The 16,242-nt window shown below is 69.0% G+C and carries 12 protein-coding genes; 3 read left to right on the top strand and 9 right to left on the bottom strand.

Going from position 1 to position 16,242, the window contains the following annotated elements; translation table 11 throughout:
• Positions 1-66 precede the first annotated feature (66 nt).
• The 4 genes from ggt to AC1Q87_RS19555 form a co-directional block, all read right to left on the bottom strand.
• Positions 67-1,770: a gamma-glutamyltransferase gene (gene ggt / locus AC1Q87_RS19570; protein ID WP_492610503.1), complete on the bottom strand. Its 1,704-nt coding sequence runs from the start codon at positions 1,768-1,770 to the stop codon at positions 67-69.
• A 58-nt stretch (positions 1,771-1,828) separates the two neighbouring features.
• Positions 1,829-4,999: a TonB-dependent receptor gene (locus AC1Q87_RS19565; RefSeq protein WP_492610502.1), complete on the bottom strand. Its 3,171-nt coding sequence runs from the start codon at positions 4,997-4,999 to the stop codon at positions 1,829-1,831.
• Positions 5,000-5,070: 71 nt separating this feature from the next.
• A complete protein-coding gene (locus AC1Q87_RS19560; protein ID WP_492610501.1) occupies positions 5,071-6,087 on the bottom strand; it encodes a FecR family protein in 1,017 nt (338 codons plus the stop codon).
• Positions 6,084-6,566, bottom strand: a complete 483-nt coding sequence (locus AC1Q87_RS19555) for an RNA polymerase sigma factor (protein ID WP_492610500.1) — start codon at positions 6,564-6,566, stop codon at positions 6,084-6,086. Before AC1Q87_RS19555 ends, AC1Q87_RS19560 begins: the two co-directional genes overlap by 4 nt.
• A 305-nt stretch (positions 6,567-6,871) precedes the next feature.
• Between AC1Q87_RS19555 and AC1Q87_RS19550 the strand changes: the two genes are divergently transcribed.
• Positions 6,872-8,125 (top strand): pyridoxal phosphate-dependent aminotransferase, encoded by a 1,254-nt coding sequence (locus tag AC1Q87_RS19550; RefSeq protein ID WP_492610499.1) that lies wholly within the window; start codon positions 6,872-6,874, stop codon positions 8,123-8,125.
• Here AC1Q87_RS19550 and AC1Q87_RS19545 read toward each other — a convergent pair.
• Positions 8,122-9,453 carry an OprO/OprP family phosphate-selective porin gene (locus AC1Q87_RS19545; protein ID WP_492610498.1) on the bottom strand — a complete coding sequence of 444 codons (1,332 nt, stop codon included), beginning with the start codon at positions 9,451-9,453 and terminating at the stop codon, positions 8,122-8,124. The two genes, AC1Q87_RS19550 and AC1Q87_RS19545, sit on opposite strands and share 4 nt — an antisense overlap.
• Before the next feature lie 121 nt (positions 9,454-9,574).
• On the bottom strand, positions 9,575-12,391 hold the full coding sequence (locus AC1Q87_RS19540) for a M14 family metallopeptidase (RefSeq protein WP_492610497.1): 2,817 nt from the start codon (positions 12,389-12,391) through the stop codon (positions 9,575-9,577).
• A 335-nt stretch (positions 12,392-12,726) separates the two neighbouring features.
• On the opposite strand from AC1Q87_RS19540, the gene AC1Q87_RS19535 reads away from it, so the two are divergent.
• Both AC1Q87_RS19535 and AC1Q87_RS19530 read left to right on the top strand, forming a co-directional pair.
• Positions 12,727-14,553, top strand: a complete 1,827-nt coding sequence (locus AC1Q87_RS19535; protein WP_492610496.1) for a thiamine pyrophosphate-binding protein — start codon at positions 12,727-12,729, stop codon at positions 14,551-14,553.
• A gap of 11 nt (positions 14,554-14,564) precedes the next feature.
• Complete coding sequence (locus AC1Q87_RS19530; RefSeq protein WP_492610495.1) at positions 14,565-14,918, top strand: c-type cytochrome; 354 nt, start codon at positions 14,565-14,567, stop codon at positions 14,916-14,918.
• On the opposite strand, the gene AC1Q87_RS19525 is transcribed toward AC1Q87_RS19530, so the two are convergent.
• The 3 genes from AC1Q87_RS19525 to AC1Q87_RS19515 are packed head-to-tail and all read right to left on the bottom strand — an operon-like array spanning position 14,915 to position 16,056.
• Positions 14,915-15,247 (bottom strand): c-type cytochrome, encoded by a 333-nt coding sequence (locus tag AC1Q87_RS19525; RefSeq protein ID WP_492610494.1) that lies wholly within the window; start codon positions 15,245-15,247, stop codon positions 14,915-14,917. The two genes, AC1Q87_RS19530 and AC1Q87_RS19525, sit on opposite strands and share 4 nt — an antisense overlap.
• Before the next feature lie 19 nt (positions 15,248-15,266).
• Entirely contained in the window at positions 15,267-15,464 is a 198-nt protein-coding gene (locus tag AC1Q87_RS19520; protein ID WP_492610493.1) for a hypothetical protein, read from the bottom strand.
• On the bottom strand, positions 15,421-16,056 hold the full coding sequence (locus AC1Q87_RS19515) for an RNA polymerase sigma factor (RefSeq protein ID WP_492610492.1): 636 nt from the start codon (positions 16,054-16,056) through the stop codon (positions 15,421-15,423). The genes AC1Q87_RS19520 and AC1Q87_RS19515 overlap by 44 nt, the downstream gene beginning before the upstream one ends.
• Between the last annotated feature and the right edge of the window lie 186 nt (positions 16,057-16,242).

Raw genomic sequence — 16,242 nt, 5'->3', positions numbered from 1 at the left:
CCGATCTTATATTGACACAAAGCGTGCCACTACATTGATCGGGGGGCAACCCCTGGCGTGCAACCCCTAGTCGACAGGAACTGCGGCCGCGTCCGGCCGGCGACTGTCGGCCCCGCCCTCGAACACGCCGTTCTCGATCATGATCGACTGCGTCGAGCCCATGGTCAGGCTGGTGCGGGTCTTGTGGCCCTTGGCCTCCATCAGCTTCAGCATGTCGATCGGGAAGCCGGGTTCGAACTCGACCGGCGTATCGCTGGCGGCCTGGAAGATCCGCGGCCGCTGGGTCGCCTCGGCGACGTTCAGCTTGTGATCGACGACGTTGCTCAGCAGCTGGGCCATGGCCGGGATGATCCGCGTGCCGCCGGGCGTGCCGGCCGCCAGCCACGGCTTGTCGTCCTTGAAGGCGATCAGCGGGGTGATGGTCGAGATCACCCGCTTGCCGGGCTCGGGCGCATTGGCCGGCTCGTCGCCGCCCCAGGCGAAGTTGGCCATCGCGTCGTTGAGGAAGAAGCCGGTGCCGGCCGCCATCACGTGCGCGCCGAACGACGAGCCCAGCGTGAAGGTGTTGCTGACCACGTTCCCCTCGGCGTCGGCCACCGAATAGTGGGTGGTGTCGCGGTTCTCGAACAGCAGCGGGTCGCCGGGCGAGACCTTCTGGTCCATCGCCTTGTCCAGGTCGATCAGCTTGGCGCGCTCAGCCGCATAAGCCTTGCTGGCGAGTCCGCCCACGGGCGGCTGGTATTGCGGCCAGCCGCCCATGAACTTGGCGCGGTCGGCGAACACCAGCTTCATCGCCTCGGCGGTGACGTGCAGCGACTGGACGCTGTTCTGGCCGTACTCGGCCATCGGATAGCGCTCGACGATGTTCATGAGCTCGCACAGCAGCACGCCGGCGGCCGGCGGCGGCATGTAGGCCACCGGCGTGCCGCGATAGTCGCACCATAGCGGCTCGGAAACACGGATCTGGTAGCCGGCCAGGTCGGCCTGCGTCAGCACCCCGCCCCCGGCCTGCACGCCCGCCACCACGCGGCGGCCGAGCTCGCCGCGATAGAAGGCGTCGGCGCCGCCGTCGCGGATCTGCCGCAGCGACCAGGCCAGGTCCGGCTGCTTCAGCCGCTCGCCCGGGACATAGGTCGCCCCGCCGGCCTTGTAGAGCGCCTTGGCCGACGGCGCGTCGCTCAGCAGTCCGTCGCGATAGACGTCCAGCGCATAGGTCATGTCGTCGGTCAGGATCAGGCCGTCGGCGGCCAGCTTCACCGCCGGCTCGACCAGCTTCTTCCAGGACAGCTTGCCGTACTGGCGATGCACCTCGTAGAGGCCCTTCACCGTACCCGGCACGGCGACGGCGCGGTGCGAGTAGCGCTTGGCCGGATCCATCTTGCCGTTGGCGCCGGCCAGCAGCGCCGGGTCGGTCGCCGCCGGCGCCTGACCGTAATAGTCGACGGCCAGGGTCTTCTTCTCCTTGGCCAGGTGGATCAGCATGAAGCCGCCGCCGCCGAGATTGCCGGCCCGCGGCAGGGTGACGGCCAGGGCCAGCCCGGTCGCCACGGCCGCGTCCACGGCGTTGCCGCCCTGGCGCAGGATGTCGGCGCCGACCTGCGAGGCGATCTCGCTCTGGCTGACCACCATCCCCTTGCGGCCCATCACCGGGTGGTGGATCGCGTCGTAGTCGAGGATGTACTCCGCCGCGCCTTTGACGGCTTGGGCCTGGGCGGGCGCAGCGAGGCTGGCGGCCGCCAGGATGGCGGCGAGGGTCGCGGTCAGGCGCATGGGGTCTCCGGAAAAGCAGAATGGCCCGCGGCGATCGCCGCGGGCCGGTACTGGGTCGTTAGAAGTTCTTGGTCACCTGGGCGAACCAGTAGCGCCCGCGGTTGCTGTAGAGCTTCGTGAAGTAGCCGAAGGTCTCGTCGGCCAGCGGCGGATCCTCATCGGTGAGGTTGTTGACGCCGACCCGGAAGCTCATGCCGGCGAGCGCGCCCTCATCCGCCGCATAGCCGACCGCGGCGTTGAAGGTCAGCCAGTCGTCGCCCTTGTAGAGCAGCGCCGAGCTATCCTTCACCCCGCCGACATAGCGGGCGTAGCCGGAGACCTCCCACGGGCCGGACGTCCAGGTCGCATAGGCCTGGCCGCGGGTGCGGGGGTTGTCGTCCTGCTCGATGAGCGAGCCGCCGGCGCTGGCCGGCAGGCCGGCGGCCAGCAGGGCCGCCGATTCCGCCGACGGCGTCTGGTCGAACTTCTGCAGCAGGGACACGTCGACGCCCAGGCGGAAGTCGCCGAACTGGGTGGCGTCGATCCGCCAGGTGGCGCTGAGGTCGATGCCCTCGATGGTGCGGGAGTCGAGGTTCAGGAACTGGTTGGCGATCCGGATCGGCTCGCCCAGCGTGTTGCGGGTCAGGGCCGGGTTCGGGCCCGAACCGCCCAGGCGGCCGATGGCGTCGAGGTTCAGGTGGTCCTGCGACTCGAACACGCCGACCACGCCGTCCTGCTCGATCCGCCACCAGTCGATGGAGAACATCAGGTCCGGGGTCGGGGTGAACACCACGCCGGCGCTGAAGTTGTCGCTGGTCTCGGACTTCAGGTCCTTGTTGCCGGCCCGCACGTCCTCGACGTTGTAGCGATAGGCCGAGCAGCCCGCGCGGTTCAGCTGCGAGAACTGGGTCACGCCCTGCGCCACGGCGCAGCTGTAGTAGTCCGTCAGGTTCTCCTGGACGCGGCGGATCTCGGAGGCGTTCACCGTCTCCAGGTTCGGCGCGCGGAAGCCCTGCGAGTAGGCGGCACGGACCAGGACGTAGTCGTTCAGTCGCCACCCGAGGGCGACCTTGGGCTTCAGCACCTGCTCGTTGATGTCCGAATAGTCCTCGAAGCGAGCCGCCAGCTGCAGGTCCAAGCTCTGGACCAGCGGGATGTCCACGCCGTCGGGGATCAGCGAGGTCTGCAGTTCGGCGAAGGCCGAGAACACCTTGCGCGAACCCGAGGTGTCCGGCGTCGGGCTGGAGCCCATCGCGTCGCTGGTCGGACCGCCGGCGGTCGCGAAGGTGACCGTGCCGTCGATCAGCGGGTCGCGGTCGTCCTTGAAGGTCTCACGCCGCCACTCGGCGCCGAAGGCCAGGCCGACATTGCGGTCCAGCACGCTGAAGGCGTTCGGGTTGCTGATCTTGGCGTCCCACAGCGCCAGGCTGGTGGTGCCGTCGCGCGAGATGCTGACCCGCAGCGGATCGACCACCGAGGCCGGGTTCGAGGTGGCGTCGAAGCCGCCGACATTGCTCAGGTCGCCGCCGTTGAACGGGTTGTAGGCGCGGGTCGGGTCGCTGCTGTTCAGCGCCGCCTGCAGGGCGGTGTTGCTGACGCGGTTGCTTTCGACGTCCTTGGTGCGGGCGTGCGAGTAGAGCAGCGCGCTCTCCCACGACCAGTCGCCCAGGTCGCCGCGCAGCCCGCTCAGCAGCCGGTAGGCGTCGGAGTCGACGTCGATGCGGCGACGGCCGACATCGTCCACCCGCAGGCCGACGACGGTGATCGCCTGGGCCGGGCCGGTGTAGCCGGCCAGGCGCCCGGGGCCCGAGCCGAACGGGTTGTAGGGGTTGTTGGCGCCGATGGTCAGCGGGGCCGAGGTCAGGTTGGTGGTGCCGCCGCGGACCGAGCTGGAGGTCGCGCCGTAGTACAGCGCCTGGCCGAACCACTCGACTGGGCCGAAGTCATGGCTGGCCACGGCCATCAGGCTGTAGCGCTCCGAGCTCGGCGACATGGTGCGTTCCGGGGCCTCGTCGGTGCGCAGCGAGGTGTCGAGCGTGGCCGAGCCGCCGTCGATGCAGACCCCGCCGCCGACCTGGGCGTCCGAGCCGGTGTACGAGCACGGCTGCATGTGGAAGGCGGTGAAGGACGGGCCGAAGTTGGTCACCGCGGTCCCGACCCGGCCGGTCAGCCACGGCGTCAGGCTCGAGCGGTTGTCGAAGCTGCCGGCGTACTGCGCGGGAACGCGGCCGCCGAGGTTGTCGGTCGAGGCATAGTCGCGGTCGCTGGCCGGCATGGCGGTGCGGTCGAAGTACTCGCCGAACAGGGCCACGTGGGTGGCGCCGTCGTTGAAATCGCGGCCCCACTTCGCGCCGAGCGAGGTCTCGGCCAGCTTGGTGCCTTCCGATCCGCCGTAGCGGGCCACGATCTGGCCGCCGACATACTGGTCGTCGAGCACGTTGTTCAGCACGCCGGCCACGGCGTCCGAGCCGTAGATGGCCGCGCCGCCGTCACGCAGCACTTCGACGCGCTTCAGTGCGGTGGCGGGAATGGTGTTCAGGTTGACGACCTGGACGGGGACGGAGCCCTCTTGCTGGGTGCCCGGGTGCCCTACCATCCGGCGGCCGTCCAGCAGCACCAGGGTGTTGCCCGAGCCGAGCCCGCGCAGGTTGGCCGAGGCGACGTCGCCGCGCGCCTGGTTCGGACCCTGCTGCTCGTTGTTGAACGCCTGGCCGCCGGACTGCGGCAGGGCGGCGATCATCTCGCCGGCGGTGACCGCGCCGGTCATCTCCAGCTCGCGGCGGTCGACGACCGAGACCGGCAGCAAGCCGCGCTCGGTGACGCCGGCCAGGTTCGAACCGACGACGATGATCTCTTCGACCTCGGCGATTTCCGCCGGTTCGCTCGCCGCGACCAGCGGGCCGGCCGTCGAGGCCTTGCTCACGCTGGCTGCGGCCGGCGCACGCTCGATGATGATCGTGCGGCCGCTTTCACGCGACCGCAGGCCCTGCCCGACCAGCAGCCGCTCGACCGCCGAGGAGACCGCCATGTCGCCGCGCACGGCCGGGGCGCGCAGGCCGTCGACCACCGCCGGGTCGAACAGCACCTCGCGGCCGGCCTGCATGCCCAGGCTGCGCAGCGCCGCGCCCAGGTCCTGGGCCGGAATGTCGAACTGCGCCCGCGCCGGAGCCTGCGCCCAGGCGGCCGAGCCGACCAGAGCCACGGCCGCCGAACTGGCGAACGCCATGGCCTTGAGATGATTGAACGACATACGCGCCCCCTTCTAACCCCGCCCCGCGAACTGCGGGTTTCCAGGCGAAGACGCCGGGGCGCGCGGGCGCCTCACTTCGAAGATGAAGTTTTTTTGTCGCGAGCCGGTCCGATGCGCACCGCGTCGCCTCCGATCTGCACCGAGACCGGGTGGGTCAGGGGCAAGGCGTCGAGGAAGCCGCTGTTCTCGCCGGAATAGAACACGCCGCTGACCCGCATGCGTGCGACGGCCGGGTCGGTGACCATGATCGGCGTGCGCCGATAGCGGTTCATCTCGGCCGCGGCCTCGGCCAGCGTCACCGAAGCGAACTCGATCCGCCCTTCGCGCCAGTCGCCGGCCACCGGTCCTGACGGGCGCAGCACCGCCGCGCGGCCCTCGACGTCGATGCGCTCGCCGGCCTTGACCTCCGACACCCTGCCGCGGCCGACCGCGTCCACCGCCACCTTGCCCTCGACCACCGCCACGCGCAGGCCGGCCTTCTCCAGGCGCACGTCGAAGGAGGTCCCGACGGCGGTGACGGTATGGTCGCCGGCGCCGACCACGAACGGCCGCGACGGATCCTTGGCGACGTCGAACCAGGCCTCGCCCGAAACGAGCTGCAGGCCGCGGCGCTTGGCCGAATAGTCGACCCGCACCTCGCTGGCGGTGTTGAGCAGCAGCCGCGAACCGTCGGCCAGTGTGACCGTCGCGCGCTCCCCGACGGCGGTCCGATAGACCTGCGCCTGGCGCTCGACCGCCGGCGCCAGCAGGCCTTCGCGCTGGGTCAGCAGCCCGACGCCGCCGGCCACGACCACCACCGCCAGCGAAGCGGCCATCGCCGCGAAGCTACGCATCGGCCAGCGCCGCCCCTGCGGCTGGGCGGCCAGGGCCTCGGCCCGCATGGCGCGCACGGCCGGGCTGCCGGCCGCCTCGCCGGCCGCGCCCCACATGCGCTCGACGTCCTCGAAGCACTCGCGGTGCAGCGGCGCGGCGTCCAGCCAGTCGGCCAGCTCGCGCGCGTCGGCCTCGCTCCAGTCGCCCGAGCGTCGCCGCAGGAACAGTTCGGCGGCGACCTCGTCCGGATCGCGGTTCAGCAGGGCCGGGCTCATGAGCGCCTCCCCCGCTTCGTCAGGTGCGCCAGCGCCTTGATCATGTGCTTCTCGATCGCGCTCACCGACACCTGCAGCTGCCGCGCGATCTGCGCGTAGCTCATCTCCTCGTAGCGATGCAGGACGAAGACCACCCGCGTGCGCTCCGGCAACTCGTGCAGCGCGGTCTCGACGACCCGCAGCTGCTCGCGGCCCAGATAGACCCGTTCGGGCGAGAAATCCTCTTCCGCATGCAGCCGCTCGTCGAACAACTGATGCGCGCCGCCGCGCCGCGCCGCCCGCCGGAAGCTGTCGTTCAACACGCTGGCCGCCACCGTGAACAAGTAGTTCTCGGGCGCCTCGAGCGCCCCGCCCTCACGCCGCGCCGCCAGCCGCAGGAACACCTCCTGCACCATGTCGTCGATGTCGGCCGCCGAGCGCACGCGCGCGCGGAAATAGCGCGCCAGCGGAACCGCATAGCGACGCGCCATCTCGTCCATTTCGACGCTGCTTGCCTGCGTCATGCCCAGGTCGCGCGGTCCTCTTTCGTCTCGCCGTCCTTATGAAGACGCCGCGCGCGTCTATCACCTCAGCAGGCTGCGACAAATCTGCGCGGGACAAATCCGCCGCGCCCGAGCGCCAGTTGGAGCACGTCGATATACTCAAAGCTCATCGAGCAATATACAAAACGACGGAGTTTATTACGTCATTTCATGACTTCATCTAAAATACTCGCTCCACATTGTTCGCGAAATTCACTTAAATCATCAAGTCGAGTACATTCACGATTACACAGAGAACCCCATTGCAAGACGCGTTGCTCAGGACCGCCGCCCGGATTTCCGAAATCGGAGTCTCGCCCATCCTCGCCCTGTCGGCGCGCGCCAGGGAGCTTCGCGCCCAGGGCCGGCCGATCATCGACCTCACCGTCGGCGAGCCGGACTTCGACACCCCGGAGTCGATCAAGAGCGCGGCCAAGCAGGCGATCGACCAGGGCCAGACCAAGTACACCGCCCTCACCGGCTCCAACGACCTGCTCTCGACCATCGCCTGGCGCATGGCCGCCCGCGGCATGACGCTCGACCATCGCCAGATCATCGCCAGTTCCGGCGCCAAGCAGGTGATCCACAACGCCTTCGACGCCACCCTCAACCCCGGCGACGAAGTCGTCCTGCCCGCCCCCTACTGGACCTCCTACGCAGACATGGTCCGGATCTGCAGCGGCCGCCCGGTGGTCGCCAAGGGTCGCTGGTCGCCCGAGCGCGGCTGGCGGATCGACGCCGACGCCATCGCTCGCGCCATCGGCCCGCGCACCCGCTGGCTGCTGCTCAACTCGCCCAGCAACCCCACCGGCTCGGTGCTCGACGAGGTCGAGGTCGACAAGATCGCCGCCGTGCTGGCGGCCAATCCCCACGTCTGGGTGCTCTGCGACGACATCTACGAGGATCTGGTCTTCGACGCCGCGCCGCGCGCCCCGCTGCCGGTGGCGCGCCCGGAGCTGGCCGACCGAACCCTGGTCGTCAGCGGGGCCTCGAAGGCCTACGCCATGACCGGCTGGCGGATCGGCTGGGGGATTGGTCCCGCGCCGCTGATCGCCGCCATGGCGACGGTGCAGAGCCAGACCACCTCGGCCCCCTGCTCGATCAGCCAGGCCGCCGCCGCCGCCGCGCTCAGCGGCCCGCAGGACCGCCGCCGCGACATGGTCGAGGCGTTCCGCCAGCGGCGCGACGAGCTGGTCGCCCTGCTCAACGCCGTTCCCGGCTTCGAATGCCCCGCCCCGGACGGCGCCTTCTACGTGTTCCCGCGCATCGAGCGCCTGATCGGCGCGCGCACGCCGGCCGGCAAGGTGCTGGCCAGCGACCTCGACGTCGCCCCCTACTTCCTCGACGCGGGCGGCGTGGCCGCGGTTCCAGGCTCGGTGTTCGGCGGCCCCGGGCATCTGCGGTTCTCGTTCGCCGCCTCGCCCGCGTCGCTGCGCGAGGCCTGCCGCAAGCTGGCCGCGGCGACCGCCGACCTGACCCTGCCGCCCATGCCCCGTTGCGAGGGACGCCAAGGCTAGAACGAAAGCTGCAGGCGGCTGGCCAGGGTCGCCCCGTCGTCCGGGCCGGCATAGGGCCCGGACGGATGGCGCACGTCCCAGAGACTGAGATTGACCATGACCCGCATCCAGTCCTCCAGCCGCCAGGTCGCGCCCAGCGTCGCCTCCCGCCCCTCGCCGCCCAGCGGCGCGGCGCGGTTGTCGAGGCCCTGGTAGCGGGCGGTCAGCTCCAGCGAGCCGAGCCCGCCCTTCGACAGCGGCGCGTTCGGCGCGATCCGCACGAACGTGCCGCCGCGGGCGCTGTAGGGCGCGCCTTCACCGGTCAGGATCCATCCCGCCGACAGCGCCCAGGCGTCGACTTCGACCTGGCCGCCGGCGGCGTCGATCGTGCGGCGACCGGCCTCGAGGAAACTCCAGAGCGGGCCGCGTACGCCGCCCAGTTCCAGGCCATAGCCATAACCCCGGTCCGGAGCGCCTATGGTCCCCAGCGGGACCTGCACATTGTCGTTGAAATGGCCGCCCCAGAGGCTGCTCCGCGACAGGCTCGCCATCCCGGCCGGATAGGCCTCGTAGAAGCCCCAGCCGCCCACGTGGATTGAGCCGCCGGACGAGCGGACCGGGTTCCAGTGTCCGCGCAGCATGTAGGTCAGGGTGTCGCGCGCCTCGCCGCCGCTGACGTCGTCGCCGGCGACCTGGGCCGCCAAGTGCCAGTCGGGCCCATAGGCCTTGCCCAGCACGCCCAGGCCGTAGAAGCCCTTGAGAGGCGTGATCGCCGAGGCCACGGCGTTCCGCTCCATGAACGGCGTGGCTTCCGAACTGCTGGAGCCCTCGATGCTGCGCTCGCTGAGCCGGTTGCCGAGCGAGACCTCGAAGTCGGTCTCGGCCCAGCGCTCGCGCCAAGCGAGGTAGGCCCCCTTCACCGAGGCGTTGTTGTCGGCGAAGTCGACCTCGAAGGCATAGGCGAGGTTCGGGCCGAGGCCGCCCTCGAAGCCGAGCCGCAGGGCCCGCAGCTCGGTGCCGGAGATGTTGCGGGCGGGATGCTCCGAGCCCCAGGTCGTCGAGGCGTCGGCCAGCATCCGCCCCTTGGGCCGGAAGCTCAGCTGCCGCTCCGGATTGATGAACTCGGGGACCGTCCGCCCCCAGTTGACGACGGTGGCGGACGCAGGCGGCGACGCCCCTGCGACCAAGGGCTTGGCGACAAGCGCCGCGGCCGGCCGGCCGACCGCCGCTTCCAAGGCCGCCAGCCGCGCCTTCAGGTCTTCGATCTCGCCGGACTGACGCGCGACGAGATCACGGAGCGCCGCCTCGTCCTCGGCGGCGAGCGCCTGCGGGGAGGTCGACGTCAACACGACAAGGCCCAGACCGGCGCACAGGGCGCGCCGCCCGGACAAACTCTGCAGCTTGCGGATCGGACCGCTCCTCGGGTCAGGGGAAAGCGCGCCGCCCCGTTTGGGGCGACGCGCGCCCGGCCTATTCCTCGCCGGCCTTCGTCGGCAGGGCGGCCGACTTCGGGGCCGCCGCAGCGGCCGGTCCGTAGAACAGGCCGTTGAAGAACAGCTTGTAGGTGCCGTGCGACTGGCCCCGCTGGGTGACTTCGGGGCCCATCAGGAACACCTTGCCCTTGCCCAGGTCGGCCTCGACGATCGAGCTGGCGCCCGCCAGCCGCTCCTGCCCCCAGGCCCAGCCGCTCAGCAGGGTCTTGGGGCCGGGGAAGGTCGCGACGCTGCGCACCCCGGCGGCGCTCGGGTCCACTTTGAAGGCCGGGCTGTTGTAGTAGTAGACCTTCACGTCCTCGGGCATGCCGTAGGCCAGCGGGTCGCTGATATCGACCTTGTTGGCCATGATCGCCCCCGGCACGAAGAACTTCGTGCGCGGCAGGTGGACCGTCTTCCCGTCCGCGCCGGTTTCGGACAGCGCGTCGCTGACCGGCAGCTTCAGGTCCTTGGCCAGCTTGGTCGAACTGCCGATGGCGATCAGCGTGCCGCCGCCGCGGACGAAGCTGTCCAGCTGCGGCACGGTCTTGGCCTCGGTGACGGTCCCCAGCCAAGGGCGGAACTCGGCGGGAATGTCCTCGGCCTTCGGCTGCGGCCGCGTGCGGGCGTTGGGCTCTGCGACGATGTCGTTGGCGAACACCAGGACGTCGTACTTCTTGGCCAGGCCGCCGGCGTCCAGCTGCTTGGGATAGACGACCTCGTACGGGAACTCGAACTGCTCGAAGATCCAGCGGATCCAGCCCGAGGGCATGTTGCCGCCATAGACGTCGACCAGGCCGATGCGGACCGGCTTGATGGCCATGGCCTCGCCGGTCGGCTTGGCGTCGAGGGCGTAGGCGTCCACGCCGGTGTCGCGCGCCGCCTTCTCGATCAGCTCGCGCACGCCCGGCCCGGCCGGCGTCCAGATCGCGCCCGGCGTGAACGACTTGCCGCCGGCCGTGACCGCCGACTTGACCCAGAACACCGGCTTTCCGGCCTTCAGCAGCCGGTTCTTGACGATGAAGGCGTTATTGACCTCATGGCTGATCAGGAAGCCGGCGCCGCCGGCGCCCACGATCTTGCCCGGCGGGGGCGCGACGATGTCCGGCAGCTTCTCGGTCGGCGCTTCGAAGCCGTCGAGGATGCGGTCGAACTTGATCCCCATCTGATAGGCCGGGGTGTAGCCGGCGACGTCATAGGGCGGGATCGGCGCGCCGCCGGGGAACGGGAAGTCGTCCGGGTGATCCTGCGGCTCGAACATGTCGAGCACGTGGGCGCGATAGGCCTGGCCGGTCTTCACCACGTACGAGCCGGCCGGATAGCTCTTGCCGCCGGCGGTGAACGGGGCCTTGGCGACCTCGACATCGACGCCGCCCTTGATCAGCACGTTCACGAAGGCGACCGCGGTCGGCAGGTCGGTCTGGTCGGCGGGGATGATGTAGCCGCGCGGGTCCCGGTCGGCCGGATTGCGCAGCATCGGCCCGAACAGCTTGGGATCGACGGCGTTGGGCGCGCGCCCCATGCCCCAGCGGACCGGGCCCGGATCGAACGCGGGACCGGCCTTGGCGGCGGCTTCCAGGGCGGCGATCTTCTTGGGCGTGGTCGTCCAGGTGTCGCGCGCGCCCTTGTCGACGCCGTTCTTGCCCATCTTGTAGAAGGCGTAGAGCAGGTTCTCCTTGTTGCGCGTGGCGTAGTCGAGAACCGCCCGGTTCATGCTGATCGAGTAGTCGATCGACTGCTTGAACTTCCAGTCGCTCTGCGGCTCGATCGGCATCGGCAGGTCGTTGCGCGCCAATTGCTCCTTGGGGATCAGGTCGATCTTGATCGGGGTCGGAGAGCCGCTGATCTCGGTCAGGATGCCGATCGAATTGTGGAACAGCGCCGTCGAACGCAGCGTCGCATTGGTCCAGTTCGAATAGGTCGCCACGCTGCGGCGGCCCGAACCGGCCTTGTCTTCGCGGATCAGCCGCTCGTGCATGAACGCGCCGACCCCGTCGAGGCCGGTGATCGCCAGCGGGTCCAGGTTGTAGTTGAACGGGTCGCGGAAGGTCGGGATGAAGACCACCATGCCGCCCGGGCCGGTCTGGTGGTGGTTGTAGACGATCTGCGGAAACCACTCGCGGTACAACACCTTGTTGATGTTGATGTTTTCCGCCTGGTTCGACATGTAGAAGTCGCGGTTGTTGTCGTGCCCGACATACTTTTGATAGAGGCGCGGCACCGCCTCCATCTCCCGCTTCTGCGGGTCCTTGTTGCGCATGTACCAGTTGGAGACGAGCTCCATGCCGTCCGGGTTGGCGTGGGCGAACAGGATGATCGCATCCTTGAGGAAGCCGAGCGTCTCGGGATCGTTGCCGCTGACCATCTCGTAGAGCATCTGGGTGACCTGCTGGGCCCCCACGGTCTCGGTGGCGTGCAGGCCGCCGTCGATCCAGACGATCGCCTTGCCCTCCTTGGCCAGCGCCTTGGCTTCGGCGTCGGTCAAGCCCTCGGCCTTGGCCAGCTTGCGCGAGATTTCCTGGTAGCGGTCCAGGTTCTTGAGGTTCTCGGGCGTCGAGACGATGGCCATCAGCTGGTCGCGGCCCTCGGCGGTTTTGCCGATGCTGACCAGCTTCATGCGGTCGGACTCGGCCGCCAGCTTCGTCCAGTAGGTCTGCAGCTGGGTGTAGTTGGCGAGCGAGTAGTCGTCGCCGACATCGAAGCCGAACACAGCCTTCGGCGGGCTGATCGGCCCGGCGTTCTGCGCCCAAACCCCCGGCGCTTGCAGCCCCAGAACCAACCCCGCCGCGGTGGCGGCTAACAGTTTCGCGCGCATTGACGTACCCCCTGGATGACGCCGCCGACCTTGGCGGACGCCTCGATCTCGTTTGGTCTTCGGGGTGTTGGACGGCGCCGCGGGGCGACCCCGCACTCAAGCGGCGCAAAATTCCCGAGCCGTTCGGACACCATGCACAGCGCTCATCAGCTCCATTCCGTAACCGCATGAACTAATGAGGAAAAATCGCTTTTCGCGCTTTCGCTCCTGAGGAACCGTATGCCGACAGACGCCGCTAAGGGGGAGTTGCAGTGTCGGATGCTCCGGACGTTCACAGGCGGGCCTTTCTGCGCGGCGGTGCGCTCGCCGGCGCGGCGGGCTTGGCCGCGCCTTCTATGGCTGGCGCTCAGCCGACGTCCGAAGCCGCACGCGCCCTGCCCCGTCCCGACGAGGCGCTCGAAAGCGGCCCGCCCGACGATCCGGTGATCCAGGCCTCGGGCGGCGCCGACTACATGGTCGACGTCATCCGCTCCCTCGACATCCCTTATGTGCTGACCAATCCGGCCTCGAGTTTTCGGGGTCTGCACGAGGCGCTGGTGAACCATGGCGGCAATGTCCGCCCCGAACTGCTGACCTGCACCCACGAAGAGATCGCCGTGGCCATGGGGCATGGCTACGCCAAGATCTCCGGCAAGCCGCTGGCGATGATGGTCCACGGCACGGTCGGTCTGCAGCACGCCAGCATGGCGATCTACAACGCCTATTGCGACCGGGCGCCGGTGATCGTCCTGGGCGGCAACACCATGGAGTCCGACAAGCGGCAGCGCTCCGAGTGGGTGCATTCGGCGCAGGACCCGGTCGGCATGGTCCGCGACTACATCAAGTGGGACGACCAGCCCCACACCCTTCAGGGCTTCGGCGAGTCGCTGGTCCGCGCCTATCAGATCGCCATGACCCCGCCGATGGGGCCGGTGGTGCTGTCGGTCGACACCGAACTGCAGGAGCATCCGATCGAGGATCGCCAGGCGCTGCGGATCCCGCGCCCGCCCAATCTCGCCCTGCCCCAGGCCAACGATGCGGCGATCGAGGAGACCGCCCGCCTGCTCGCCCAGGCGCAGTCCCCGGTGCTGATCGCCGACCGCATGGCGCGGGGCCAGGAGGGCATGGACCTGCTCGTCGAACTGGCCGAGACCCTTCAATGCGCGGTCATCGACCGCAACGGCCGCACCAACTTCCCCGCCCACCACCGCCTCAACCAGAGCTTCCGCGGGGCGGCGACCATCGGCCAGGCCGACGTGGTGGTGGGGCTTGAGGTCAACGACTTCTGGCAGGCGCTCAACGCCTCGACCGACCGCATCGTCCGCCGCTCTCGCCCGCTGACCAGGGAGGGCGCCAAGACCATTCACATCGGCGCCAAGGACCTGTTCCTGAAGTCGAACTTCCAGGACTTCGGCCGCTACCAGGACGTCGACATCTCGGTCACCGGCGACGCCCAGACCTCGCTGCGGCCGCTCATCGAGGCGGTCAGGAAACATCTGGATCCGGCCTCGGCCGACGCGCGCGAGGCCCGCGCCCAGCGCTATGGCAAGGCCCAGGCCGCGAACCTCGAACGCATGCGGCGCGAGGCGACCATCGGCTGGGATTCGACGCCGATCACGACCGCCCGCCTGACCGCCGAGCTCTGGGACCAGATTCGCGACGAGGACTGGTCACTTGTCGGCGAAGGGCTGATGCCGGCCTGGCGGCGGATGTGGCCGGCCGGCCGGCACTATCGCTTCAACGGCGGTTCGGGCGGCTGGGGCCTCGGTTACTTCGCGCCGGCGGCGTTGGGCGCGGCGCTGGCAAACCGCGACAAGGGCCGGCTGAGCGTCGCCTTCCAGGGCGATGGCGACCTGATGTTCGGGCCCGGCGTGCTGTGGACGGCGGCGCACCACCACATCCCAATTCTGTACATGATGTATAATAATAGAGCCTATCACCAGGAGGTCATGTACGTGCAGAACATGGCGGCCCGCCGCAGTCGGGGCATGGATCGGGTCGGCATCGGCACGGCGCTGGACTCGCCGCACATCGACTTCGCGCAAATGGCCAGATCGATGGGCGTCTACGCCGAGGGGCCGATCACCGATCCGAAGGACCTGCGCGGCGCGATCAAGCGCGCGCTGGCCGTCGTCAAACGCGGCGAGCCGGCCTTGATCGACGCCGTCGTCGAACCGCGATGAGGGTTCCGATCATGCGCCTTGTGCTGCCGCTGCTGCTCGCCGTCCTCGTCAGCGCCCAGCCGCTCGCCGCCCAGGAGACTCCGCACGGCGACCGCGCGGCTGGACGCCAGGCCTATCTGAAGAACGGCTGCCAGAACTGCCACGGCACAGTCGGCCAAGGCGGCGGCCCTGGTCCCGTGCTCGCCGACACTCAACTGCCTTACGAAGCCTATGTCGCCCAGATGCGCACGCCGTCGAACATCATGCCGGCCTACAGCCGCCTGCTGATGACTGATCGTGAACTTGCCGACGTCTTCGCCTATCTGCGGGCGCTGCCCGGCCCACGCGCCGAGCGGGACATGCCGGCGATCCTTCGCCCCCGCTAAGGCTGAGCGCGCAGAAAGCCGATGATCGCGGCCCTATCGGCGGGGCTGGTCTTGGCTGCAAAGATCATCTTGTTGCCAGGCAGCGCGGTTCGGGAATTTTCAAGGAAGACGTCCAGCCTCCCCGCGTCCCAGACGCCGCCGGCCGCGCGCATCGCCGCCGAGTAGTTGAAGCCAGGCGCCTGACCCGCCCTGCCCCCGACCACCCCGGCCAGCGAAGGACCGAGCTTGTTCTCGCCCGGCTCGAGGGAATGACAGGCGGCGCAGTGGCGCCGGTAGAGATCCGCTCCCGGCTCGGCTTTGGCCGTCGAAGCCAGCGCCAGCGCCAGCACGCCGAGCGCCCAGGCCGCGTCAGTCGCCCTTGGCGGCGCCGCCGGTCCGGCGTGCGGTCTCCGCGCGAAGGGCCGCCACGGCCGGATCATCGCCGGCGGCCCCCAACTCTTCCCAGACCGCGCAGGCCGCGCGCCAGGCGACGACGTTGCCCGGATCCTCGGCCAGCCACGCATCAACAGCAGACGCGTCGTCTAACGTCGCGGAGGGCGACAACATGCGCGCCAGCAAGGCGCTTGCCGCTGCGAGCGACTTCTCGTCCGGCCCTGCCTTCGTCGTCTTGCGGCTCATCTTCATCCAGCAAACGCGTCAGCAGATGACGCATCGATCTTGTCACGTGCTTCTCGACGGCGCTCACCGAAATGGACAGCCGCTCGGCCACTTGCGGGTAGGTCAGACCTTCCCACCGGAGCAGGACCAGCACATCGCGGGTCTTCTCCGGCAATTCGCTCATCGCCGCAATCGTATGACGCAGTTCCTCGCGAGCCCGCACTATGCGTTCGGGAGAAAATTCGTCGAGCGGGTGGGAATTTTCGAGAAGCTCGCAGTGGTAGGTCTTCAACCTCACGCGATCTCGCCGGTACGCGTCGCGCAGAACATTCATCGCGACCTGAAAGATGTAGCTGTCGAGGTTCTGGATTTCCTCGGGCGGGCGGTTGTGCATGCGGATGAGGACCTCCTGCACCAGGTCGTCGACATCGTCGCGATGGGCCCGGGCCCCAAAGAACGCCCGCAGGGGCTTGATGAACTCCGTCGCCTCCGAACGCTTTTTCCGCGCCCTGGACGACACTTCAGACCTTCCGCCGCTCATATTTGGCCCCCAACACTCGATGGCCCAACTCGGTGACTTCAACTTTGTTATTTCACCGTTGGAACCGTCACACCCACCAACAATACGGACCGACCTCTTGCTCTTTCGCCTGCTTGCTCGGCAATTACTCAAGTAGCCCGAATAATACTCGCAACTTATTTATTCACAGAGACGCCGCACAACCTG

Source organism: Phenylobacterium sp. GW823-FHT02A09 (assembly GCF_058797775.1).
This window is presented reverse-complemented; position numbering and strand designations above follow the sequence as displayed.